Annotated in this window: 17 protein-coding genes; 7 read left to right on the top strand and 10 right to left on the bottom strand. The window is 62.9% G+C overall.

Annotated features, from left to right (window positions below; translation table 11 throughout):
* Window positions 1-36 precede the first annotated feature (36 nt).
* Both AC0L25_RS22680 and AC0L25_RS22675 read left to right on the top strand, forming a co-directional pair.
* The gene (locus AC0L25_RS22680; protein WP_473597557.1) at window positions 37-1,323 is read left to right on the top strand and encodes an NAD(P)/FAD-dependent oxidoreductase; all 1,287 of its coding nucleotides are present in this window, start codon (window positions 37-39) and stop codon (window positions 1,321-1,323) included.
* Between the two features lie 229 nt (window positions 1,324-1,552).
* The gene (locus tag AC0L25_RS22675) at window positions 1,553-2,374 is read left to right on the top strand and encodes an SH3 domain-containing protein (RefSeq protein WP_473597556.1); all 822 of its coding nucleotides are present in this window, start codon (window positions 1,553-1,555) and stop codon (window positions 2,372-2,374) included.
* Window positions 2,375-2,604: 230 nt separating this feature from the next.
* Here the strand turns inward: AC0L25_RS22675 and AC0L25_RS22670 are convergent, their stop codons facing one another.
* Window positions 2,605-3,351: an SDR family oxidoreductase gene (locus tag AC0L25_RS22670; RefSeq protein ID WP_473597555.1), complete on the bottom strand. Its 747-nt coding sequence runs from the start codon at window positions 3,349-3,351 to the stop codon at window positions 2,605-2,607.
* Between the two features lie 13 nt (window positions 3,352-3,364).
* On the opposite strand from AC0L25_RS22670, the gene AC0L25_RS22665 reads away from it, so the two are divergent.
* From AC0L25_RS22665 to edd, 4 genes are all read left to right on the top strand, one after another.
* Window positions 3,365-3,661 carry a hypothetical protein gene (locus tag AC0L25_RS22665; protein WP_473597554.1) on the top strand — a complete coding sequence of 99 codons (297 nt, stop codon included), beginning with the start codon at window positions 3,365-3,367 and terminating at the stop codon, window positions 3,659-3,661.
* Complete coding sequence (zwf, locus tag AC0L25_RS22660) at window positions 3,658-5,127, top strand: glucose-6-phosphate dehydrogenase (protein ID WP_473597553.1); 1,470 nt, start codon at window positions 3,658-3,660, stop codon at window positions 5,125-5,127. The genes AC0L25_RS22665 and zwf overlap by 4 nt, the downstream gene beginning before the upstream one ends.
* A complete protein-coding gene (gene pgl, locus AC0L25_RS22655; RefSeq protein ID WP_473597552.1) occupies window positions 5,109-5,825 on the top strand; it encodes a 6-phosphogluconolactonase in 717 nt (238 codons plus the stop codon). The genes zwf and pgl overlap by 19 nt, the downstream gene beginning before the upstream one ends.
* Window positions 5,826-5,897: 72 nt before the next feature.
* The gene (edd, locus tag AC0L25_RS22650; RefSeq protein ID WP_473597551.1) at window positions 5,898-7,742 is read left to right on the top strand and encodes a phosphogluconate dehydratase; all 1,845 of its coding nucleotides are present in this window, start codon (window positions 5,898-5,900) and stop codon (window positions 7,740-7,742) included.
* Window positions 7,743-7,788: 46 nt separating this feature from the next.
* On the opposite strand, the gene AC0L25_RS22645 is transcribed toward edd, so the two are convergent.
* The 4 genes from AC0L25_RS22645 to AC0L25_RS22630 form a co-directional block, all read right to left on the bottom strand.
* Window positions 7,789-9,447, bottom strand: a complete 1,659-nt coding sequence (locus tag AC0L25_RS22645) for a vWA domain-containing protein (protein WP_473597550.1) — start codon at window positions 9,445-9,447, stop codon at window positions 7,789-7,791.
* 151 nt (window positions 9,448-9,598) lie between these two features.
* Window positions 9,599-10,597, bottom strand: coding sequence for a GlxA family transcriptional regulator (locus AC0L25_RS22640; protein ID WP_473597549.1), 999 nt, complete (start codon window positions 10,595-10,597; stop codon window positions 9,599-9,601).
* Window positions 10,598-10,615: 18 nt separating this feature from the next.
* Entirely contained in the window at window positions 10,616-11,515 is a 900-nt protein-coding gene (folD, locus tag AC0L25_RS22635; protein ID WP_473597548.1) for a bifunctional methylenetetrahydrofolate dehydrogenase/methenyltetrahydrofolate cyclohydrolase FolD, read from the bottom strand.
* Window positions 11,516-11,638: 123 nt separating this feature from the next.
* Complete coding sequence (locus AC0L25_RS22630; RefSeq protein WP_473597560.1) at window positions 11,639-14,173, bottom strand: GNVR domain-containing protein; 2,535 nt, start codon at window positions 14,171-14,173, stop codon at window positions 11,639-11,641.
* Window positions 14,174-14,369: 196 nt separating this feature from the next.
* Between AC0L25_RS22630 and AC0L25_RS22625 the strand changes: the two genes are divergently transcribed.
* The gene (locus AC0L25_RS22625) at window positions 14,370-15,665 is read left to right on the top strand and encodes a lipopolysaccharide biosynthesis protein (RefSeq protein ID WP_473597547.1); all 1,296 of its coding nucleotides are present in this window, start codon (window positions 14,370-14,372) and stop codon (window positions 15,663-15,665) included.
* Window positions 15,666-16,372: 707 nt separating this feature from the next.
* Here the strand turns inward: AC0L25_RS22625 and AC0L25_RS22620 are convergent.
* The 5 genes from AC0L25_RS22620 to AC0L25_RS22600 form a co-directional block, all read right to left on the bottom strand.
* A complete protein-coding gene (locus AC0L25_RS22620) occupies window positions 16,373-16,747 on the bottom strand; it encodes a YybH family protein (RefSeq protein WP_473597546.1) in 375 nt (124 codons plus the stop codon).
* Window positions 16,748-16,777: 30 nt separating this feature from the next.
* The gene (locus tag AC0L25_RS22615; RefSeq protein WP_473597545.1) at window positions 16,778-20,182 is read right to left on the bottom strand and encodes an adenylate/guanylate cyclase domain-containing protein; all 3,405 of its coding nucleotides are present in this window, start codon (window positions 20,180-20,182) and stop codon (window positions 16,778-16,780) included.
* Window positions 20,183-20,482: 300 nt separating this feature from the next.
* Window positions 20,483-21,400 carry a DUF6492 family protein gene (locus tag AC0L25_RS22610; protein ID WP_473597544.1) on the bottom strand — a complete coding sequence of 306 codons (918 nt, stop codon included), beginning with the start codon at window positions 21,398-21,400 and terminating at the stop codon, window positions 20,483-20,485.
* Window positions 21,397-22,203: a WecB/TagA/CpsF family glycosyltransferase gene (locus AC0L25_RS22605; protein WP_473597543.1), complete on the bottom strand. Its 807-nt coding sequence runs from the start codon at window positions 22,201-22,203 to the stop codon at window positions 21,397-21,399. Before AC0L25_RS22605 ends, AC0L25_RS22610 begins: the two co-directional genes overlap by 4 nt.
* A complete protein-coding gene (locus AC0L25_RS22600; RefSeq protein ID WP_473597542.1) occupies window positions 22,200-23,372 on the bottom strand; it encodes a glycosyltransferase family 4 protein in 1,173 nt (390 codons plus the stop codon). The genes AC0L25_RS22605 and AC0L25_RS22600 overlap by 4 nt, the downstream gene beginning before the upstream one ends.
* Window positions 23,373-23,625: the final 253 nt, after the last annotated feature.

Below are 23,625 nucleotides of genomic sequence, written 5' to 3'. Positions count from 1 at the left end.
AGCGTACCTACTCCCCTACTCCCCTAACCGAGCTTCATGCCCTACCAATCCCCAATCTCCCCCGGCCGCTCCTGGTATGAGGACACGGCCGGCCCACGGCCCGAATACCCGGCGCTCGACGGCGATCGGACATGCGACGTCGCCATCGTCGGCGGCGGCTTCACCGGCCTGTCGGCGGCGGCGCACCTTGCCAAGGCCGGCTGCAATGTCGTGCTGATCGAAGCGCATCGTTTCGGTGACGGCGCATCGGGCCGCAATGGCGGCCAGCTTGGCACCGGCCAGCGCGCCTGGGCCGAGGAGCTGGAAGCGGAATTAGGCTTTTCCCGTGCCAAGGCGCTGTTCGACCTCGCCGAAGAGGCCAAGGCGCATCTCCTCGAATTCGCCGCCGTTAACAAGATCGAGATCGACTATATGCCCGGCCAGATGTCGGTGGCGCACAAGCAGCGCTATGTCGACGATTACAAGGCGCATGCCGAGACCATGGCGAAGCGCTTCGGATATCCGCACATCACCTTCATGGACGCCAAGGAGACGGCGGAGCGGTTGGGCTCGACACGCTACTTCGGCGGCACCCGCGACACCGGCACCGGGCACATCCATCCGCTGAAGCTGGTCATCGGCACGGCAAAGGTGGCGGCGCAGGCGGGCGCGCAGCTGTTCGAGCAGACGCCGGCGACCGGCATCGCGTCGCTTGGCGCCAAGGTCAGGGTTACGACGCGGAAGGGCACGATATCAGCCGAGAAATGTCTGATCGGCGTCAATGCCCATGGCGGCACGCTCGAGCCGATCAGTGCCGCGCATATCATGCCGATCGGCTCCTTCATCGGCGCGACGGCGCCGCTGGGGGCTGACACAAACGTGCTGCCGGGGGGTGAGGCGGTCGATGATTCCCGCTTCGTCGTGCGCTACTTCCGCAAATCGACGGATGGGCGGCTGCTGTTCGGCGGGCGCGAGATCTACGCCGTCAACGATCCGAAAGACATCCATGTCCACATCCGCCGGCAGATCGCCGAGCTTTACCCTGACCTCAGGGATGTCGAGATCACCCATGGCTGGGGCGGCTATGTCGGCATCACTATGCCGAGAAAACCCTTCGTGCGCGAGGTGATGCCCAATGTGATCTCGGTCGGCGGCTATTCCGGCCACGGCGTCATGCTGTCGAACTTTTTCGGCAAGCTCTATGCCGAAACCGTTGCCGGCAACCGGGACCGGCTGAGGCTGATCGAGGACCTGAAAATCCCGACCTTTCCCGGTGGTCGACGCTTCCGCGCGCCTCTGCTCTTTCTTGCGCTCAACTGGTATGCCCTGAGGGACAGGGTGTAACCATAGATTGCAAAGTCCCTTGCAAGTTGCAAAATCTATCGCAAAGGTGCAGAATCCACCCGGCAAGGGCGCAGTGATGCCACAATCGCCGGCAAAGGATGCCCGCTCGGGCAGTTGAACGGGGACTTTTGCGGGCCTGCCCGCGTTGGTTTGGGACTGATGCCGACCAAATGCCGGTTTTCCCGGCACAGGTCGTAAGAACGTCGGCCCGCAAATGGAGGTTGCAAGAGTGAGAGAGCCCTTCAGTTTCGGCACGCCGGAACGACGGCGCTTTGCGATGCAGTTTGGCTACGACATGCAGCCCAGGTTCTGGCGGCAAATTCGGTCGAACCTGCATCTGGTCATCGCCGCGTTTGGCACAGCAGCGCTGCTTGGGGTGGCCGCGGTGGCGCTATGGCTGGCATTGCCGGCCAACGAGAGACAAGCGGTCGCGAGTCCCGAGCAGATCGTTTCAAGCATTCCGGTAAAAACAACAAGGATCGTGCCGGCCTCGAAGGTCGCCGCGGTGCAGCAGGCTACGAGCAAGGCCGAGGCGGTTTCGCCGGCGGTCATTGCGGCGAAGGCCGAGATAGCGGCGCTGGCGCCCAATGATCCTCGCTGGACAGGATCGGGACCGAAGAACACATCCAGCCAGATGGCAGGCCAGACTGAAAAAACGGCAGACAAGTCGTCCGCTGCGGCGGCATTTGCCGATCCAGCAGCGAAAACCAAAGTGGCAGCATTGCTTGCCAAAGTTGCTGCTCCCGACAAGACGGCGACGGACGGGGCGCAAACCGCTGCCATTCCCAACCCGGAGCCGGGAGAGCCGGCGGCGACACAGAACGATGGCACCCAGGCCAAAGTCGAGGCCAAGAAAGCGAGCGCGGCAGACACCGGACGCATCCTCAGGGCCGTCACCATGCGCACCGGCCCGAAGAACAATGCGGCCGCCATAGTCACCGTTCCCGCCAAGACCTCGGTTCAGGTGATGGGCTGCAAGAAATGGTGCGAGATCGTCTATAACGGCAAACGCGGCTGGATCTACAGGAGCTTCGTCAAGACCGGCGCCTAAGCGCGTCGCGTTTGAATGGATTCATGCGACGCGCTTTAGGTTCTTGTTTTGATGCATGTCTTTATCGCAAAACCGCTGCGCACTTTTGCGCGACATGCATGAGGGCTGGTCAGGCGATCCCTTGACGTCGCACCACGGCTCGGATGGCTTCTGTAATACAGTCGGCCGCCGCGTCCAGCGAGGGCGATGAAACGATCAAGTCAAACTTGAACCCGACAGCGCCAGACGGCTCAGATGCAACGTCCACCGTCGACTTCCAGTGCCACGCCGGTGATGAAAGCCGCCTCGTCCGAAGCCAGCCAGAGCGCCGCGTTGGCTATGTCGAGCGGCGTCGAAAGTCGCCCAAGGGGGATCGACGCGCGGAATTTCTCGCGGATTTCGGGTGTGTCGGCACCCATGAATTTTTCCAGCATGCCGGTCTCTCCGGCGACCGGGCACAGGCAGTTGACGCGGATGTTCTTCGGCGCGAGTTCCACCGCCATGGATTTGGTCGCGGTGATCGCCCAGCCCTTCGATGCATTGTACCAGGTGAGGCCGGGCCGCGGCCTGATGCCGGCCGTCGAGGCCGTGGTCAAGATGACGCCGCCGCCTTGCCTATCCATGACCGGCACAACCGCCAGAGCGGCGTGGTAGATCGCCTTCATGTTGACGGCCGTGATCAGGTCGAAGGTCGTCTCGTCGACCTCGAGCATATCGCCGTTGCGATGGGTGTAGCCGGCATTGTTGACCATGATGTCGATGCGGCCGAAGGCGCTCTTTGCGGCATCGACCATCTCGTCGAACTCGTAACGCAACGAGACGTCCGTCTGGGTCCAGATCGCCGCCCGGCCGATCTCGTTGGCGACGCGTTCGGCGCCCTTGGCGTTGAGGTCGGCGACAACGACCTTGGCGCCTTCTTCGGCAAAGCGCTTGGCGATACCCTCGCCGAAACCTGACGCGGCACCGGTGATAATGGCAACTTTGTTTTCCAGGCGCATGGCTTTCTCACTCATGATTGAAGACGATCGCTCGGCCAGCCGCCGGCAAGGGCCGCCGAAAGATCAATATACCCTCGATTTCTCCTTTGGCTTTCGCCTCGATCCCGCTCTATGCTGCAACTGCGAAGGCCACCCGGAACACGTTGCCGACAAGCCGCCGGGTTGCGCCAGTGTCAAGGGGCACACCTCAGGACCAATCGGTAAAACCCGATTGGCCTTGGGGTGTGACGCCATGGCACTGGAAAATCTAAATCGATTAGATTATATCGACCGCTTCACAGCGAACGGCGTTAAAGCGGACAGACCATGACCAGCCAAATCATTCCCGTCGACCCTTTCGACTTCATTATTTTCGGCGGGACCGGCGATCTTTCGGAACGCAAGCTCTTGCCGTCGCTCTACCATCGCCAGCGCGGCCATCAGTTTTCCGAACCGACGCGCATCATCGGCACCTCGCGCTCGAAAATGACCGACGAGGAATTCCAGGCGTTCGCCAGGCAGGCGATTTCCGACCATGTGAAGCCGGCCGATATAGACGCCACGGAGCTGAAGACGTTCCTTGCCCGGCTTTCCTACGTCTCGGCCGACGCGACGACCGGCGCGGGATTCGACAAATTGAAGACGGCGATCGGCGACAGCGAATGTATCCGTGCCTTCTACCTGGCGGTGGCGCCGGCGCTGTTTGGCGACATCTCGCACAAGCTGAGAGAGAACGGGCTGATCACGCCGAACTCGCGCATCGTGCTGGAGAAGCCGATCGGGCGCGATCTCGCCTCGGCACGCGAGCTCAACGATCTGGTCGGCGATGATTTCCATGAAAGCCAGATTTTCCGCATCGACCACTATCTCGGCAAGGAGACGGTGCAGAACCTGATGGCGCTGCGCTTTGCCAACGCGCTCTACGAGCCGCTGTGGAATTCCGCCAATGTCGATCATGTTCAGATCACCGTCGCCGAGACTGTCGGCCTCGAAGACCGCGTCACCTACTACGACAAGGCCGGTGCGCTGCGCGACATGGTGCAGAACCACATGCTGCAGCTTCTCTGCCTCGTCGCGATGGAGGCACCGTCGTCGATGGATGCCGACGCCGTACGCGACGAAAAGCTGAAGGTGCTGCGCGCGCTGAAACGCATCAACGGTAACGAAGCCCCCAAGCACACCGTTCGCGGCCAGTACCGTGCCGGGGCCTCGGCCGGCGGGCCGGTGAAAGGCTATGTCGAGGAACTCGGCAAGAACAGCAACACCGAGACCTTCGTCGCGCTCAAGGCCGAAATCGGCAACTGGCGCTGGGCGGGCGTGCCGTTCTACCTCAGGACGGGCAAGCGGCTGGCGACCCGCGTCTCGGAGATCGTCATCGAATTCAAGCCGATCCCGCACTCGATCTTCGGCGACAGCGCCGGGCCGATCTCCGCCAATCAGCTGGTCATCCGGCTGCAGCCCGACGAGGGCGTCAAGCAGTTCATCATGATCAAGGATCCGGGGCCGGGCGGTATGCGGCTGCGCCAGATACCGCTCGATATGAGCTTCGCGCAATCCTTCGACGGCCGCGCACCCGACGCCTATGAACGGCTGGTCATGGACGTCATCCGTGGCAACCAGACGCTGTTTATGCGCCGCGATGAGGTCGAGGCAGCGTGGAAGTGGATCGACCCGATTCAGGACGCCTGGGAAAACGGAAGGCAAGAGGCGCAGGGCTATACAGCCGGCACCTGGGGCCCCTCGGCCTCGATTGCGCTGATCGAACGCGACGGGCGGACATGGCACGAGAGCAATTGAACGGCACCGCCTACAGCTGGCACGCGTTTGCCGAACGCCCGGACCTGGCGGCAGCACTTGCCGGGCACGTCGCAGGCCGCCTGACCAATGCAATCGCAGAGCGCGGCACGGCACTGCTCGCCGTTTCCGGCGGCACGACGCCGGCGAGATTTTTCGCATCGCTTTCGAATATCCCGATCGCTTGGAACAAGGTCACTGTGACGCTGGTCGACGAGCGTTGTGTGCCGGCCTCGTCTCCGCGCTCCAACGCCCGGCTGGTCGCCGCCAATCTTTTGCAAAACGCGGCCGCAGCCGCACGTTTTGTGCCGCTCTACCAAGAGGCGGAAAGCATCGAGGATATGTCTGAGGCCGATAGCAGGATGTTGCGGTCGCTGCCCTGGCCGCTCGACGTGGTCGTGCTTGGCATGGGAACCGATGGCCATACCGCATCGTTCTTTCCGGACGCCGACAATCTGGAAAAACTGCTCGACCCGTCCTCGGAAAGGATCGTGTTCCCGGTCCACGCGGCAAGCGCCGGCGAACCGCGCCTGACGCTGTCGCTGGCGCGGATCGTCAGGGCCGGCTTCGTCGCACTGCACATCGAAGGGGAAGACAAGCGCAAGGCTTTCGAGAGCGCGATAGGATCGGAAACACGAAAACCCATTCGTGCCGTGCTCGACGCAGCCGAGAGGCCGGTAGAGGTTTTCTGGGCATCCTGATTTCAACTTGCCGAGGGGTCCCGGCAGATAGCCGGACGGTGTTGCGGGACCTCGCCTGAAAGGACCGACGCTATGACCGCGAGACGCGACATCGAAGCCATCACCGAGCGCATCCGCCAACGCTCCAGACCAGGGCGCGAGGCCTATCTCGGCCGCATCGCCGAGGCCTCGCACCGGACCGCAAACCGAGCCGTGCTTTCCTGCGGCAACCTCGCCCATGGTTTTGCCGTCTGCAGCCCTTCGGAAAAGGTGGCACTTGGCGGCGACCGGGTGCCGAACCTCGGAATCATCACCTCCTATAACGACATGCTGTCGGCGCATCAGCCTTTCGAGACATTTCCAGCGCTGATCAAGGACGCGGCACGCGAGGCCGGCGGCATTGCCCAGGTCGCCGGCGGGGTGCCGGCGATGTGCGACGGCGTCACGCAGGGCCAACCCGGTATGGAGCTGTCGTTGTTCTCGCGCGATGTGATCGCCATGGCCGCGGCGATCGGCCTGTCGCACAACATGTTCGACGCGGCGGTCTTTCTTGGCGTCTGCGACAAGATCGTGCCGGGGCTGATGATCGCGGCGCTTACTTTCGGCCATCTGCCGGCGGTGTTCATCCCGGCCGGACCGATGACAACAGGCCTGCCCAACGACGAGAAGGCCAAGGTCCGCCAGCTCTACGCCGAAGGCAAGGCGGGAAGGGCCGAACTGCTCGAGGCCGAGTCCAAATCCTATCACGGGCCGGGAACCTGCACCTTCTACGGCACGGCGAACTCCAACCAGATGCTGATGGAGATCATGGGCCTGCACACGCCCGGCGCCTCCTTCGTCAACCCCGGTACGCCGTTGCGCGACGCGCTGACCCGGGAGGCGACGAAGCGAACGCTGGCGATCACCGCGCTCGGCAACGCCTATACGCCGGTCGGCCGGATGATCGACGAGCGCTCGTTCGTCAACGGCATCGTCGGCCTGCACGCCACCGGCGGATCGACCAATCACACCATCCACCTGATCGCTATGGCAGCCGCAGCCGGCATCGCCATTACCTGGCAGGATATTTCGGACCTTTCGGAAGCCGTACCGCTGCTCGCGCGGGTCTATCCGAACGGCCTTGCCGACGTGAACCATTTCCATGCGGCCGGCGGGCTCGGCTTCCTGATCCGCGAATTGCTCGACGAGGGCATACTGCACGAGGACGTCCAGACGGTTTGGGGCGAAGGCCTGCGGCCCTATGCGGTCGAGGCCAAGCTCGGCGCCGATGGCGGCGTGGTGCGCGAGGCCTCGCCGCGCGAAAGCGGCGACGAGAAGGTGCTGGCGCCGTTCAAGAAGGCGTTTCAACCGACCGGCGGGCTAAAAATGCTTTCAGGCAATCTCGGCCATGCCGTCATCAAGACTTCCGCGGTGAAACCGGAACGGCGCATCATCGAGGCGCCGGCCAAGGTGTTCGACAGCCAGCAAGGGCTCAACGAGGCGTTCAAGGCCGGCACGTTGACCGGCGATTTCATTGCCGTCATCCGCTTCCAGGGACCGAAAGCCAACGGCATGCCGGAGCTGCACAGGCTGACCACCGTGCTCGGCGTGCTGCAGGATCGCGGGCAGCATGTGGCGCTGGTCACCGACGGGCGCATGTCGGGCGCGAGCGGCAAGGTCCCGGCGGCGATCCATGTGACGCCGGAGGCGGTCGAGGGCGGGCCGATCGCCAGGATCCATGACGGCGACATCGTCAGGCTCGACGCGGAAGCCGGAACGCTGGAAGTGCTGGTGCCGGCAGCCGATTTCGCGCTGCGGCGAGCAGCGGACAGCGATCTTGTCGGCAATGAATTCGGCTTCGGCCGCGAGCTTTTCGCTGGATTCCGACAAATGGTCGGACGTGCCGACCACGGCGCCAGCGCATTCGGAAACAACGCAGCGGAATTTGCACTGCAGTGAAAAAGGGCGGCCACGAGCCGCCCGTTTGCCGGCGACGAACTGCGTCCTACTGCACCGTCAACTCGGCTCGCTCGCCGGCTGTGACCGTCACCGTGCTTTCCTTCGAGCTGTTGTCCAACATCTGCGAGACGACCGCGTAGTCGCCGGCCGGCAGCGCCGCCTGATATTTCTCGTCATAGGCGTAGCCGAGCGATTTGCGGTTGCCGTTGATGTCCTTCTTCAAATCGAAAATCTCGATCTTCGAAGCTCCTGGCGCGGTGATCGCCAGCACGCCGGCATTGATGGCGATCTTCAGATCCCGATTCTCACCGGCCTTGACGCTGAACGGCTGCTCGACGACGGCAAGGTCGACCGTTGCCGTCAGCACATAGTCATCGGGCGGCAGATCGAACTTGCTGTCGGGACCATAGGCATGAGCCACCTCTTGCCTCGTCCCGTCGATCTTCTTTTTTGCCTTGAACACCTTGAAGCCGATGCCCGAACCGTCGGCCTTGTCGCCGCCAGCAATGTAGTAGGCGTTGGCAACGACATGGCCGACGCCGACGATGATATCCTTGTTGACGATCCTGCCGGCAGTGAGCGGGATGGTTTCGGTGACCTCGCCCTGCCCGATCCTGACCGTCACTTTCTGGTCGCCGGCCGGCAACACGACTTTCGTGTCGCCATAATAGGTCGCGGGCGTATCGACGCCCGGATAGGCGATCACGACAGCCGCGCCATCGGCGACGTCCGCCCCCTCACTTGGCCGCGGATGAATGATGAGCGTGCCGGCATTCAGCGTGACAAGGGGCTTGTAGACCTGGCCGGCCTCGACCGTAATGTTCTGTTCGGTCCTGGCCTCGCCATAGCGTGCGACGACTGTGTAGTCGCCCGGCTCCAGATTGCCCTTGTAGGCGCCGTATTCGGTCGTGACGTAGTCGCCGCGGGTGCCATCGGACTTTGCCTTGTAGATCTCCCAGGAATTGCCGTCGGTGACGGGTTCGCTCCCCTCGGCGAGCACCACGGCCGGCATGAAGTTGAACTCCGGCTTTTCCGGGTCGGGCGCCCGCTGCGGCGCAGGCGCTGGTTCGGGCGCCGGTGCAGGTGCGGCGATGGTTTCGACCAGCGCGTCCTGCAGCGCCTTCTCATCGGACGCCTGAATGTATTTGCCGCCGGTGTTGTCGGCGAGGCAAGCAACCTGCTTGCCCTCGTCCGCGGTCAGGCCGAAGCCGACGACGTTTACGGTGAAGTCGACGCCGGCAGCCTTCAGTTCCTTGCCGAGCGCGCAAGGGTCACCCTTGCAGGTCTCGAGCCCGTCGGTGATCAGGATGACGGTAGCCTTGTCCTCGGTGTATTTCAGCGCCTCGGCCGCCTGCTTGACGGCTGATGTCAGCGGCGTCTTGCCGAGGAATTTCAGGCTGTCGGCTGCAGCGGAAACAGCAGCTGCCGAGCCGGCCTGCGGCGGTACGATCAACTCGATGTCCTCGCAACTGCCCTTCTCGCGATGGCCATAGGCCATGAAGCCGATCTCCTTGTCGGCGGGGACCGATAGCAGCACTGTTCGCAGCGATTCGCGGGCGATCTCGAGCTTGGGCTTGCCGTCGATCTGCGCCCACATCGAACCGGAAGCGTCGAGAACGACGACGACACGGTCGGCGGCAAGGCCGAGCGTCGTCATCCACAACAGTAAAACCGCCGCAGCGATGCTCCGTGCAAGTCCCGTCATGAAAATTTCCCCCCGTCAGTGGCCGCCAGTCAGTCTCTGCCAGTCAGTCTCTGCCAGTCCGGGGGCGAAGCTATTTGACGCGGCGTCAGGATACAAGCCCGGACGCCGGGGCATATGAGGGTCGGCGTCGCTGACTGGCGCCAAAAACTACTCAGTACGTCGTGCGACGCTCTTCGGAAGGCGGCCGGCCGAACTGCAGCCGATAGCTCTGGGCAAAATAGGAGTGTGAGGTGAAGCCGGTGGCGATCGCCACATCGAGGATCGGCATGTTGGTCTGGCGCAGCAATTCGCGCGCCCGCTCGAGCCTGAGCCGCATATAATAGCGGCCGGGCGTCACCGTGAGGTGACGTAGGAACAGGCGCTCGACCTGACGCACCGACAGGCCGGCCGACTTGGCGAGCTGCACCGCCGACAGCGGCTCGTCGAGATGGTCGGCCATCAGCTCGACGATGCGCCGCAGCTTTTCCGATTTGCCGGTCAGGTCGCGCTCAGGGCCGACGCGCTGGCGGTCTCCGGCGGAGCGGATGCGCTCGTGCTGGAACTGGTTGGCGACGCCGTTGGCGAGGCTCGAGCCGAAATCGCCGCGCACGATCTCGAGCATCAGGTCGATGGAGGTTGTGCCGCCGGCGCAGGTGTAGCGCTTGCGGTCGATCTCAAAGACGTTGCCGGTGCAGTTGATGTCGGGAAACCGCTCGACGAAGCCGGCGCGGTTTTCCCAGTGGATGGTGCAGCGATAGCCTTCGAGCTGGCCTGCCTCGGCGAGCAGATAGGAGCCGACCGACAGTGCGCCGAGCGCGTTGCCGCGCCGGCCCCAGCTGCGCAGCGCCGCCAGCACCTTGCTCTTGCCGGGAAACTCGGTCGTCAGCCCGACCGAGACGAAAAGTATATCGACCGGCGGCAGATCGGCGACAGCGTAGTCGATCTTGAGCGGCAGGCCGTTGGAGGCCATGACGGCATCGCCATCGGCCGACACCGTCGTCCAGCCATAGAAGTCGTGGCCGAGCAGCCGGTTCGCCGACCGGAACGTGTCGATTGCGGCGGCCAGCGAGAACATGGAAAACTTGTCGACCAGCAGGAACCCGAACTGCCGGCCGCCTTGAACGGGATCGTTCGTGACCGGCCGCTCTGAGGGAACAGTGAGGTTCGGCAAAGCTGAGGCTTTCCAGGTTCAGAAAGACGGCCGTTTCAATCCGGCCGCGAGATAGGCGGAAGCTAGCGTGTTGGCCATCAGCATGGCAATGGTCATCGGTCCGACGCCGCCAGGCACCGGCGTAATGGCGCCGGCCGTCTTCGCCGCTTCCGCATAGGCGACGTCACCGACGAGGCGGGTCTTGCCTTCGCCCTTTTCGGGCGCCGCGATGCGGTTGATGCCGACGTCGATGACGGTGGCTCCTGATTTGACCCAGCCACCCCTGACCATTTCGGGTCTGCCGACAGCGGCAACGAGAATGTCGGCGGTGCGCGCCAGTGCAGCCAGGTCCTTGGTGCGGCTGTGTGCGATGGTGACAGTGCAGTTGGCGGCAAGCAGAAGATTGGCCATCGGTTTGCCGACAATGTTGGAGCGGCCGACGACGACCGCATTGAGCCCGGAAAGATCTTTGCCGCGCACACGCTCGATCAGCAGCATCGAGCCGGCCGGTGTACAAGGCACGAACGCCGTCTCCAGTTCGCCGGTGCCGAGCTTGCCGACATTGATGAAGTGGAAGCCGTCGACATCCTTTTGCGGCGCTATTGCCTGGATGATCTTGCCCGCATCGACATGGCCAGGCAGCGGAAGCTGCACCAGGATGCCGTTGACGGCCGGATCGGCGTTGAGGTCGCCGATGATATCAAGCAGTTCCTGTTCGGAGGTCTCGGCCGGCAGTGTGTGCTGGACCGAATGAAAGCCGCATTCCTTGGCGGTGCGGGATTTAGAGGCGACATAAACCTGGCTCGCCGGATCCTCGCCGACGATGACCACGGCGAGACCGGGCTTCCGCGCGCCCTTTTCCACCAGTTCGATCGTCAAGGCCTTGACGCGCCGCACCACGTCTTCGGCGACGTTCTTTCCGTCAATCAACTCGGCCATGAACCACCCTCAACATCGTTCTGCTTCGGGCGGCATTTTCACGAAAATCCGACCTGGCAATCCCGTCAAAGCGCCGTCTTATGCCGCTAACTCGAAACCGATGGCTTTTATTCTATTCGGCGCTCAGAAATAGCGCCGCGATCGGCTTTCGGTGAATTCGCGAACCGCGTCGCGGAATTCGCGCAAGCTGGCTCGGATTTCCTCGATGGAGGCTTGCTGTTGAGCGGCTTTCGAAGCCTGATTTGCCTCGTCCGACGAGGCTCGGGGATCCTGCTGCTGCGGATAAGGCACTTGTCGGGCATGGGGCGTCATGGCCGGCGGATAGCCGGCCGCCGGCGGCTGCATCTGCCAGGGATAGCCCATCGGCGGTTGCGGATAGGGGTACGCCTGTGTAGGCGCGGCCGGGTACATCGCCTGCTGCGGAGCATAGGCGCCTGGCTGGACTTGCGGCTGCCTGTAGCCGGTAGTTTCCGGATCCCGCTTGGCGCCTCCGGCGACTGCCGATGCGCCACTGGCTGGTGAGCCACTGGACCGCGCACTGGCAGTGTCTTCCCTGCGCGCCTTGCGCGGCACGATCTTTCTCACCGCCGACAGCAGCGCACCGATCGGACCTGAACGCCTGGTGGCCTCGACTGGCGGAACGTGCGGCGGCGACGCCTGGTATGTCTGGTCTCCAAAACGGCGTTCCCGGCGACGCGGCCGCGAATTGGCGGTTTCGCGCAGGCTCGCATAGGCGCCGCGCATGGCGCCCAGACCGACACCAGAGGCGAGACCCGCCAGCAGGCCGGCAAGCACAGTCACAGCGCGCGATGGTCCGTTCGGCTCGAGCGGGGCGAAGGCCTTGGAGATCACGTTGATGTTGGCGGTGTTGATGGCCTTCTGCTCGCCGGTCTCCTTGGCGCGCAGAAGGTATTGTTCATAGACGGAGCGTTTGGCGGCGGCCTCGCGCTCCAGTTCGCGCAGGGTGACGAGGTCGCTGTTGACGTCGCCGCTGCGGACCTTCAACTGCGCCAGTCGGGAGGCCAGATCCTGTTCGAGCTGCACGGCGCGCCTGAGGTCGACCTGCAGCGACGAGGCGATGCGGCGCAGTTCCCCGGCGATACGCTCGCGCGAGCCGGCCAGCTGGGCATTGAGCGCCTGGAGTTCGGGATGGCGCGGCCCGAACCGGATCGCGGCGCGGTCGGCCTCCTGCTTGAGCGTCGCATATTGCGAGCGCAATTCGCTCATCGTGTTGGAGTTGATCTCCTCCGGCAAGGTGCCGCTCAGAACCGAATTCACGTCGATCGAGCGCGCCGACGCCGCGCGGGCGTTGAGTTCCAGCGTGCGCGCGCGGGCAATGGCAAGCTGCTGGTTAAGCTTGAGCATCTCGTCGTCGCTGATCAGATGGCCTTGCGCGTCGACGAGGTCGTGCGTGGCCCTGAAATCCTCGACCTTGCGCTCGGCCACTTCCACGCCCTTGCGCAGCTCGTCAAGCCTGCCCGTCAGTTCGTCGGTCGCGCGGCCAGCGGTGTCGGACTGGATCTGACCGAAAGTCTGCAGGAAAACGTCCGTCATCGTATTGGCGATGAGCGCCGACTTCTCGCCATTTTGCGTGGTGGCGCGGACGGAGATGACGAAGGTCTTGCCGCCGCGCTCGACCGAAAGGCTCTCCGCCAGATTGGCGACGGCCAGCGCACGGCGGCGGCTCTCATCGGCACCCGGCCCGTCACTGCGCGATAGGATCGACCGGATGAGCGTCATCACGCCCAGGCCATCGGAACCTTGCCCGTTGAACTCCGGATCGTTGACCAGATTGAGCTTGTCCACGACCTTGTTGAGAACGGTGCCGGAGGTGAGCACGCGAACCTGGTTTTCGACGATGGCCAGCGTGGCATCGGACGCAACCACCGATTGGGTGAGGTCGCGGTCGGTGAGCTTAAGGTCGCGCGGGTCGACGATCAGCTCTGCGGTGGCTTCGTATTTCTTCGGCGTGGACAGCGCGATCGCGACACCGAGCGTGGCCCCCAGTACGGTCATGGCAACGATCAGCAGCTTCGACCGGGCAACGCCGCGGACGACCTGCATCGGATCGATCAACGGCTTCCATCCGTCGTCGTCCTCACGGGAAGACCGCTGCTCGTCGCCGGCGTATCTCGGCTCGAATGCGGCGTATTGAGGCTCGGACGCCCCGTATCGGGGATCGAGCGCGGCATATCGGGGATCGAAAGCGGCGGATCGAGGATCGAACGCGGCATGTCGAGGATCGGCATCGGCACGGCGGTCTCCGGAGGCGCCGGCAGCAACCGGCTCCTCCCGCGGCTTGGCGTCCTCGTCCGCTTCCACAGCGACGTCGGCCTCAGGCGGGATCCTGGCGGCCGAAGCGGATGCATGATCGGCTTGAAACTGGTTTGTTTCATCGTTTTCGGAGAATTCCGGAGTTACCGTCCGTTCCGGAATCGCCGAGGGCTCCGGGGTTGCCGAGAGTTCCGGATGCGCTCGCCTCTCGCGGCGTAAGCGCGCGAGACGATGGCGCGTTGCGGCATCTTCGCGCCATGACGGGTCTGCCCGATCCTCGATCGAAACCAGCGATGGTTCAGCTTCTTCGCCACGCATCGCCTGGCCGAGCGCCAGCAAGGACCGCTCGCGCCTCCAATCTTCACGGTTTTGCCTGTCGACCATTGTCGTGGAGCTTGCCCTTGGCGGCTTGGACGCGCGGTCAGCCATTCGTTAAGCCACGCTAAACAAGCATAGGAAACAAAAGGTTAATTTCCCTGCCTTGAAGACGAGGTTTCCCTCTTCGGTTGTGTCCTTCTTGAAAGCAGCAAAGCGTTCAGAACGGCACGTTAAACTTTCCAGCCTATGCTGTCTCCGACACATGACTCAGGCTGGCAACCTCCCACAACGGCGGCCCCTCGCCCGGATCGGCGCTTTCGTGGTCGAGCGATGGGGGCTGGTTCGCGACTATCTTTGGGCGATCAGCGGCGCGGGCGGGCGGCTGGTGTTTTCGCTCGCCTATTTCATTGCGCTGGCCAACGCGCTGTCCATCGCCGAGTTCGGCATTTTCGCCACCGCTTCGGCGGCCGGCGTGATGCTGTCGCGCATCCTGGCCTTCGGCTTCATCTCGGCGCTTTATCGAACTGCCACCATCCGTTCCAATCTGATCGGCACCTTCACGGCCGGCTTCCTGCTGCTTGGCGTAATATCGCTGCCGCTGCTGGCTGCCGCCTCTTACGGCGTCTACCTGGTCTTCTTTGCGAGCACCGTGCCGCTGTCCGTCTTTGCGGCGATCGTGTTCGCCGAGGCGCTGCTGTGGCGGCCGGTCGAAGTGGCGCTGATCGTCAACAACGGTCTCGGCAAATTCGGCCGCGCCGCGCTGCTGACGATCCTGGCGACGGCCCTGCGGGCGCTCGGCGCCGTGCTGTTCATGTTCGCGGCGCAGCCGACCATTGGGGTCTGGTCCTGGTATTATATCGGCGCCAACGCCGCCTCGCTGCTCATCGCCTTCGGATTTTTCTATCCGCGTCAGCGGCTGCGGCTGCGGCTGGAGCTCTATCTGCGGCGGCTCGCCGATTCCATCTACGTGGCCGGCGCCGAGGTGCTGTTCTACCTGCAGATGGAATTCGACAAGCTGCTGGTGCTGGCGATCGGCGGGCCACACCTCGCCGGCATCTATGCCATCATCATGCGGCTGGTCGACCTGACCGCGATCCCGATCCGCACCTTCTCGATGATGCTGGTGCAGCGCATGATGCGCGCGCCGGAACTTCTGTCGCGCCTTTCGGTCAAAAGCGGCATCGAAGGCGGCGTGTTCCTGGTTTCGACGCTGGGGCTGGCGGCACTCGGCATCGTGCTGCATTTCTTCCCCAACGCGCTCGGCAGGAATGTCGCGGAGGCTGCCCCGTTGGTGGCGCTGGCGATCTGCGTGCCGGGCCTGCGCAATCTCGTCGAATACCAGGCCGAGCTTCTGTTCGCGCGCGGCCAGACGCTGGTGCGGGCGATCAACCTGGCCCTGCTTGCCGGGCTGAAGGCGGTGCTGCTGACCTATGTGCTGACCACAATCGTGGACACGCCCGATCTGGTGCTGTCGCTCAACCCCGTCTTCCTGCTGCTCTATCTCGCCTCGGCGCTGCTCACCTATTCGGCGATGCGCAAACCGGCGAGGCCGGTTTGAGGTCAAACTGAACTAGCGGGCTGCCGTCAATGGCCGGGATGGAGTGTTGTCGCACCTACTGTCGATCGGAACGAAAGCCAGGAGCCCTCATAGAAACTTTCGCTACTGAATGACCGAGCTGGGACCGAATCCAGTCGGTCCGGTTTCAGATCGAGGAAGGGAAAAACGTCCATTCGCACCACGGACGCTGCTGAAACCCAAATTGGTAACTCTGTTTCAAACGCGTCGTCGCAAGCTGCAAACACGGGTGGCAAGTGCTCTCTCAGGGGCCAAGTGAAGGCCGCCCCGGAGAGTGCCGAATCTAAGTTGCACTTCATGCGGCCAAGATGCATGCCTTGCGACCAAGGCTCTGCAGTTCACCAAGAACCTGAAGGGAACGACTGTGCAGAAATTCGTGACGATTGGATATGGAGCCCGTGAGGGATACGACCGAACCGCAGTGGCCGTTCGAGACGCAGCCCACGCGCACGACGCGAAGTTGCAGAAAGACGGGGCGTTGATGCGAATCGCGCGCTCCTGTGCAAGTGGATCTGGTTTACCGGTTCGACTGCCGACGCCGTGATGATCGTGCAGTTGGTGCCGAGTTTCTTGCTATGCGCTCAGAGGCCGGCGAACGAGAACGGCTTGGTGGTCCGGCAGGTGAATATGCCACGGGTCCTTGCCGCCGTCGGTCGATCGTCCATTCGTAAACCCCAGGAAGCACCGGATCAGTTCCAAGTGTGGAGGCATACTCTCCACGATCCATCAGTTTCGCGTCGGAAGATTGTGACGATGGATCCTTCGTAGCGCTGCGTTTCGCCGCCTTCGGCCGACCATTTCCCGGTCGCGTAGGCAATGTCACCGGCGGCCACTGCATCCACGAGTTCGATGCCATGGTTCCCCACACCAGCCGAGATCAATTCCTTCCAGAAGTCCTTGATAGCGCTCGTCCCCCTTACGAAGGCATGGGTGGACGGCAATACAACCGCGTCGGGTGTGTAAAGAGCAGCGACTGCGTCAGCATTCCCGCTATTGAAGGCCGAATTCCAGCCATCATTCGCCTTCTGAAGCACGTCGCGGATATTCTCGGTCGGTTGTGCCATGGCGTCCTCCTTTGTCTGTCGTCATTTCTATCAATTGGCCGTCCGAAGGCCTTCAGCCGGTGTTGCGAGTGCTCGTGCGGCTCGCAGGTCAGGCAACGTTTGTCCCTCGGTAAACCCGGAAATGATGAGTGCGAGCCGCTCGCGAGCACCAGAAATGGGACCGTCGGCCCGCGCGAGACTCAGTGCAGCACGCAGTTCCCAGAATCGCGCGCCCTGGGCCTGGGCAATCGCCAGCGCGTCAGAAAGGCGATTTTCGGCGAGTGCAACTCCGTCTTTCCCCGACTGCAGGAGCACCTCGCCCTGGAGGCGTAGCACCTCGGCTGCAAACCATCGTTCATTGGTGCGTTCGATCCTGGCGTGTGCTTCTTCAAGCAAACGGAGTGCAACATCGTGGTCGCCGGCTCTGACCTCGATCTGCGCCTGAAGAGCGATGAAATAAGGAACCATGAATTCCGCGCCGGTCGCACGCCACTCAACAAGGCCTCGTTGGAGTTCCAGGCGACCCCGATCGGCATCGCCCGCCTCAGCGAGTGTCCAAGCGCTCAAGATTGTGGCGCCGGCAAGCCAAAAGCGGAATCCAGCTTCGCTGGCAATGCGGGTCAACTCTGCACAGCATTCCCCGACACTTTCGCGATCGCCAAGGATCTGGCGGATGACGCCGCCGAAGAATAATGGCAGAGCAAGGCTGTTGCGATGACCCACACGGTGCGCTTCAGCAACCGCCTCGTTGTTGGCCGCCAGAGCCTGATCAGGAAACCCAAGCGGCAGCAATGTGCGGGCGAGATAGTCCAGGCACACGACCCGTGGGTCGAAGGCGTAAACAAACGCCGGCGATCTGTGCTCCTGGGGATCGTAGAGAGCCAACGCCTGCTCGAGATGTGTCCGGGCGCGGGCGAATTCGCCGGCGGGCAACGAGCTGACCCCAGCAGCCCGATGAGCAAAGAACGACAGCCCAGAGTCGTTGCTCGCTTTCGCTAATTCAAGCAGGCGGTCCGCTGCGCTGCGGGCCTCCGCCAACTCGGCAGCATAAAGGTGGTAAAGACATAGACCGTAAAGAACCGGAAAGAGCTGACGTGTATCGCTCAGCTCTTCACAGAGTTCGCGCGCGCGACCATAAGCGGTCGCTGTCGAAGGTGCGGCGAAGCCGTGCGCAGCAACGTGGGTACTGCCGAGCGCCAACTGGATTGCAAGTTCGCGCCGCGAACGCTCTTCGGACGGTGGCATCGCCGAAAGCCCGGTTAGGGCGTTGTCGAATCTGGCGAGCGCCTCAGTCAGGACAGAGCGAGAAAGCGCCCGACGACCAGCGAGCTCATTGTACTCGACGGCCTTTTCCACAAGGCCCGCCTGACCAAAGTGGTGGGCAAGCAGTTCGGGCTCTGTGGTTACGATTTCGGGGAAGCGTTCCTCGAGAATGGACGCGATCCGGGCATGAAGCTGCTGGCGGCGGCTATGCAGGAGGCTGCTGTAGGCCGCATCCTGCACGAGCGCATGCTTGAAGACGTAAGTTACTTGGCTGTTACTGCCCCGGCGGAAAACAAGGCCGGCCGCTACTAGCTCGTTCGTTGCCCGCTCAAGTTCAAAATCAGGAAGTCCAGCGGCTGCGGCAAGCAACTCGTGCTTGAACTCGCGACCGATCACTGCCCCGATCTGCGCGACCTCCCGGACCGAAGCCAACCGATCGAGCCGGGCCATCAGCGAGTCGTGCAGAGTGGCCGGGACAGCAAACGGAGGCAGCGGGCCCGCCAGCACGAGTTCGCCGTCACGCTCTTCAAGCAGGCCCGATTCAAGCACGACCTTCGTCAACTCTTCCACGAAAAGCGGCACGCCCTCGGTCTTCGACAGAACCTGATCCAGCACTGTTGCTGGCAACTGCTTGCCCCCCGTCATCGCTGCAATGATAGAGGCCGCTTGGGAACGGCTGAGCCGATTCAGGGTCAAAAAAGTCGCGTGCGGAAGACCAGCCCAACGCACTGCGCCTTCCGGTCGCGAAGTTGCAATCAGCATTATAGGCAAGTGTTGAATCCGGCCCGCGATTTGGTCGAAGAGCTCGGCGGACATCGGATCAAGATAATGCGCGTCCTCAAGCTGCATCAGGACCGGCTTGCTGCGGGCCAGTGCCTCCAGCTGCTCGATCAGCACCTCGAATGTGCGAGACTTCTGTTTTTGCGCCATCAGGTCGAGCTTGGGATAGCGTCCCTCGCTCGGGATCGACAGCAATGCCGCGATTAGTGGTATCGCTTCATTGGGCTTCTTTGTCGAACCGGCGAGCAGTTGCTCAAGAAAGTCAAGCTGACGCTCGGGCGGGTCCGTTCGCCTGATGTTCCCGGCCCGGAGCAACTGATCCGTCACAGGATAGAGGGCGGTTTCGAGGTGATAAGGCGAGCAGTAATACCGCAGTCGCGTGTGCGACTCGTCTTTTAGGCGCTCCAGCAGCTCTTGCAGAATGCGGGACTTGCCTATGCCGGCCTCGCCGAATAGCTCGACAACTTGGCCTTCCCCGGAAGCGGCAAGCCGCCACCGATCGAGGAGCAGGGCGATGTCATGTTCCCGCCCTGTAAGGGGCGCAGATTCGGCTGCGTGAAGTGCTTCGAATCGACTCTCGGCGCGTCCCTCTCCAATCACCTTGAATGCGCTTATGGGCGCGTCGAAGCCTGGCAACCGCTGCGGCCGGATTCTGGTCACCTCGAACAGCTTTCCGATAAGTCTATAGGTAAGCTCCGAGATGACTACCGTTCCCGGCTCGGCCAAAGTTTGGAGCCGAGCTGCAAGATTGGGGGTCTCGCCCACGACTGCATTCTCTTGTGCGGCACCTACACCAATCAGGTCACCCACGACTACGACGCCAGTTGCAATGCCGACCCGGACCGAAAGTTGCTGGCTGTCACCCAAAGACAACTCGGCTACGGCAGCGGCCACCGCAAGCGCCGCGCGAACAGCGCGCTCGGCCTCGTCCTCGTGCGCCTGCGGCCAACCGAAATAGGCCAATACTCCGTCGCCCATAAGCTTGGCGACTTGTCCCTCGAAGCGGAGGACTTCGCCAGCGACAGTATTCTGAAACTTCCTCAAGAGGTCGCGCATCTCCTCAGGGTCAAGCCGCGTCGCAAGCGCGGTAGAACCGACGAGGTCCACGAACATGACCGTCAATTGACGCCGTTCCGCCTCGCGCGGCCGTCCAGGTTCGCCGGACCGGTCAACCGAAGCCGACGTCCGGATTTGTGAGGCTGAAGCTGGTTTCGCCGGCTCTAACGCCGGCTCTTCTTGCATCGCGGCAATTGCCTCCAGGATGCGCTTGCGGTGGGCAAGCGCGGCAACCCCGATTTCTTTCAAGTCCTCGGCGGTGAGGCGCGGCAGTATTTCGGCATCAATCGCGTTTTCGTCGAAAGCCGAAATGTACTGCTCCAGGCCTAAACCTCTGAGCCAAACTGCGATATTCATTGGGCTCCCTCCGCAGCCATTTGGCCTCGCTTCGGTGGGGCAGGAAACATATCACAAAGGCATCGCGATAACACGCGAGTTCGTGTGTCGCAGGCCTGACATTCGGTGAGAACCCCGCAAGACGTCACCAATTGGCGCAACCGCGGCCTGCAGCGTGTTCCCCGCCGATGTCTGCTGTGGGCAGTGGCAAGTCGCACTCTACGGCCGACATGCTGCGCCAAGCGGTCATATGCGGCACGGGGGGCGAAGGTCGCCAACGGGTCAACCCGGTCCTTCAGGGTGATCGGGTTTTGACCTGGACTAATCGAGCCCGACCAGGCGGCGGATGCGGCCGATATCCGTGCCGATGAAGGACTGCATGCCGATGGCCACCTGTTCCGGCGCCATGGCGGCGACGAAGCGGCGGAACCCGTCATCCGACAGCGCTTCGCCCGTCCAGTGGACGCGGCAGAACTCCTCCGGGCTGTGGAAATGGCCGGCGCCGTCGAGCACGTCGTCGACATAACGGCCGTAGATCATGCATTCGGAGAATTTGCGCACAGCACCGACGATTTCGATCCAGTTGCGGCCATGGATCTTCTCGATCCGGGCACACATGGCCGTCACGGTTTCGCGGCGCCATGCAATCAGCGTCGAAATGTAATCGTGGCTGGAAACCTCTGATGGCTCGATGCCGAGCGCCGAGCCGGCATTGCGCGACCAGATGCGATGCTCCTCATGGCCGTCACCGGACAGCACGCCGTCGCGTCGGAACAGCCGCACCTTGCCGTCGCGCCACAAAGCGCTGCAGTCGAAAGGCTTGAGAAAGGCCACGTCGGAATCGCAGAAGATCAGCACGTCTTCGCCGGCGTGCGCTGCTATCGCGATGCGGCGAAGCTGCTGCACATGCCAGCCGCGCAGCGGCATGGTCTTGAGGCTGAGCCAGATGCGTCGGCGGAACAGGCTGAGCGGATCGTCGAAGGCATGCAGCCAGCGCGGCAACAGGTCCCGCTCGTCGACGATGGTGCGGCGGCTGTTCTCCAGCTGACGAAACAGCGCCACGTCGCGATGCTCGACAAGAATATAATGGTACGCTACGCCGGAAACGTAACGGTCGAGGGTTTCGCACAGCAGGCGGCAACGCTCCAAATCCGGCGCATAGCTTGCCGTCACGACCGCCGCGGTCGGCATCTGGCGAAGGACATCGGCATCGGGACTCGGCATAAACCGGCTGTTCAACGGCTTGCTCCGGGGCCTGCTCTGGGAGAGGCGGGCCTGCGAAGGAATTTCTGGCCGACGACGCGCCACAGGAACAGGGGATTGCCGACCATATAGCGGCGCCAGAGGCGACCCGGTTCGATCCACAGCCGAAACAGCCATTCGAGCCTGAGCCGTCGCATCCACAGCGGCGCCCGCGGCACCGTGCCGCTCAGGAAATCGAGCAGCGCGCCGACGGCGATCGGTAGTGTGCAGTGGCGCGCGTTGATGTGGCGCGCGATCCACAATTCCTGGCGTGGCACACCCATGGCGACAAGCAGCACGTCCGGCCGCAACCTGGCGATGCGATCGACGATTGCCGGCTCCTCGGCGGGAGAGAAATAACCGTCATAGATGACCACGAATCGGTGCTGCAACGCGAGCGCTGCCAGCTTCTTCGACGCCGCCTCGGCGTTGACCTGGGTCGCACCGAGCAGCCCCACGGTCAGCGGCCTGGCGGATGCCTGCAGAAAGGCAGGGATGAAATCGGTGCCGTTGAGATTGTCCGGAAACGAGGCCCCATAAAGCAGTTTCGCCGCCAGATCGACGCCGACACCGTCCGGCAGGATGAGAAAATCCTCGAGCGCCTCGGCAACGACCGGGTCCGTATAGGCGACATTGGCGTTGTGAGCGTTGAGAAAGGTGATCTTGGTGAAGCGCCGCTCAGCAATCAAACGGGTCAGCAGGGCGACCGCATCGTCCCAGCGGATGGCAAGGACCGAGATGCCCAGGATCGATTTCAAACTGTCGACCCCGAAAGCGGCGCGGGCGGTGTGCATATTCATGCAAACACCTCCTGGCCGGCGGGTTCGAGCTTATCCAGGCCGCGCCTGATTGCGGCATCGAGCGCCTTCACCTGCCTGCGGTGGAAAGCGCTGCCGTCGACGTCCCTGACGTCGGCCACTGCTGCTTCCAGGGCGCCGGCGAAGGCCACCGGATCATCGGTCACGACGCAATTGACCGGGCGATGGTCGATGCCGCGCAGCGAATGGCTGGTGGCGACGGAAGGCAGGCCAAGTTCGAAGGTTTCGATGGTCTTGAGTTGCACGCCGCTGCCGGAGGTGCTGATCAGCGGGATGACGGCGGCGCCCCGCACGAAAGCCTGCGCGTCCGGCACGCGGCCGACGAACTCGACGCCGGGATGCGCGGAAATGACGCCGGATGGCACGCCGCCGGCAATCCTGACCCGGAAGTCCGGCCTTAGATGCGGCACCACCTTTTCCAGGAACCAGTCGAGGCCGATGCGGTTCGGCTGCCAGGTCCAGGTACCGATCAGCGCCGCGTCGCAATCGATACGGCGCGGTTCGTTTTGCACGGGCGCTTCGGCGCAAGTCACCAGCGACAGTACCGCCGAACGGTCGTCGGAGGCGACGCCGAGTGCTGAGCGATCTTCTTCGGCCAGCGTGAAGACGAAGCGTGCCCGGCGGCAAAGCCGCTCTTCAATGATCTTGAGCAGCATGGCCTCACGGCGAAACAACAGGCGCTGGAAACGGCCGCCCGCGACAGCGGCGTTCTCCTGCGCCGAACGGTGCTCGACATTGTGGGCGACGAAGATCGACGGCCGGTCGCCGAAAAGCCTTTCGAAGGCGCCGGCAAACTGCACGGAATTCAAGACATAGCCATCGAAAGGGCCGGCGCGGTCGACGGCGGCGCAGACCTCGCCGTCGGTGACCACGCGCAGCTTGACCGACGCGAAAGTGACGCCGGAGAGCGTCGCCTTTGCAACCCAGCCAAGCTTTTGCAGCGATGATGCGCTTTCGGTGCGCACATCGACGGCACCGAGCACGATGGTGTTTTGCGGATCGCTCGCAGGCTTGCCCGGCCAGGTGAAGCCGATCACGGTGACGCGCGCGCCGGCGCGCCGCAACGCGGCGATGATCGCGGCATTGGCGATCTCATAGCCCGAGGCAAGAGCACCGTCGGGCACGATCGATGTGGCGAACAGCAGATGCATCTCACCTATCCAGTGCTGACCCAGCTAGCAAAGCGGGGTGAAGCGTTGATTAAGCGGCAACAATCGAGGGTTGAAGGCCATAAGTTTGCCTGCACGTCCACGAAAGGTGATTAACGAAACGCTAATCCTAAGCTTTTGAGTTTGTTTAAATTGGCTACCAGTCTGGGTCCAAGCGTATCGAGACGTTCGTGCTTCGTGCCGGAAACGTCGGAAGGCGCGCTGTTAGGGTAGCTGGCGTTGAAAGGCCTTGAGG

This window comes from Mesorhizobium sp. WSM4813 (assembly GCF_055811555.1).
Note: the sequence above shows the minus strand (reverse complement) of the source record. Positions and strands in the feature narration are given on the sequence as shown.

What these genes read in the sequence shown, in the direction of transcription:
- AC0L25_RS22665 (WP_473597554.1), top strand. Translation starts at nt 3,365, where the DNA reads ATGATTGAAGACGATCGCTCGGCCAGCCGCCGGCAAGGGCCGCCGAAA.
- AC0L25_RS22680 (WP_473597557.1), top strand. Translation starts at nt 37, where the DNA reads ATGCCCTACCAATCCCCAATCTCCCCCGGCCGCTCCTGGTATGAGGAC.
- AC0L25_RS22645 (WP_473597550.1), bottom strand. Translation starts at nt 9,447, where the DNA reads ATGACGGGACTTGCACGGAGCATCGCTGCGGCGGTTTTACTGTTGTGG.
- pgl (WP_473597552.1), top strand. Translation starts at nt 5,109, where the DNA reads ATGGCACGAGAGCAATTGAACGGCACCGCCTACAGCTGGCACGCGTTT.
- AC0L25_RS22670 (WP_473597555.1), bottom strand. Translation starts at nt 3,351, where the DNA reads ATGCGCCTGGAAAACAAAGTTGCCATTATCACCGGTGCCGCGTCAGGT.
- folD (WP_473597548.1), bottom strand. Translation starts at nt 11,515, where the DNA reads ATGGCCGAGTTGATTGACGGAAAGAACGTCGCCGAAGACGTGGTGCGG.
- AC0L25_RS22630 (WP_473597560.1), bottom strand. Translation starts at nt 14,173, where the DNA reads ATGGTCGACAGGCAAAACCGTGAAGATTGGAGGCGCGAGCGGTCCTTG.
- AC0L25_RS22615 (WP_473597545.1), bottom strand. Translation starts at nt 20,182, where the DNA reads ATGAATATCGCAGTTTGGCTCAGAGGTTTAGGCCTGGAGCAGTACATT.
- AC0L25_RS22605 (WP_473597543.1), bottom strand. Translation starts at nt 22,203, where the DNA reads ATGAATATGCACACCGCCCGCGCCGCTTTCGGGGTCGACAGTTTGAAA.
- zwf (WP_473597553.1), top strand. Translation starts at nt 3,658, where the DNA reads ATGACCAGCCAAATCATTCCCGTCGACCCTTTCGACTTCATTATTTTC.
- AC0L25_RS22620 (WP_473597546.1), bottom strand. Translation starts at nt 16,747, where the DNA reads ATGGCACAACCGACCGAGAATATCCGCGACGTGCTTCAGAAGGCGAAT.
- AC0L25_RS22600 (WP_473597542.1), bottom strand. Translation starts at nt 23,372, where the DNA reads ATGCATCTGCTGTTCGCCACATCGATCGTGCCCGACGGTGCTCTTGCC.
- edd (WP_473597551.1), top strand. Translation starts at nt 5,898, where the DNA reads ATGACCGCGAGACGCGACATCGAAGCCATCACCGAGCGCATCCGCCAA.
- AC0L25_RS22625 (WP_473597547.1), top strand. Translation starts at nt 14,370, where the DNA reads ATGACTCAGGCTGGCAACCTCCCACAACGGCGGCCCCTCGCCCGGATC.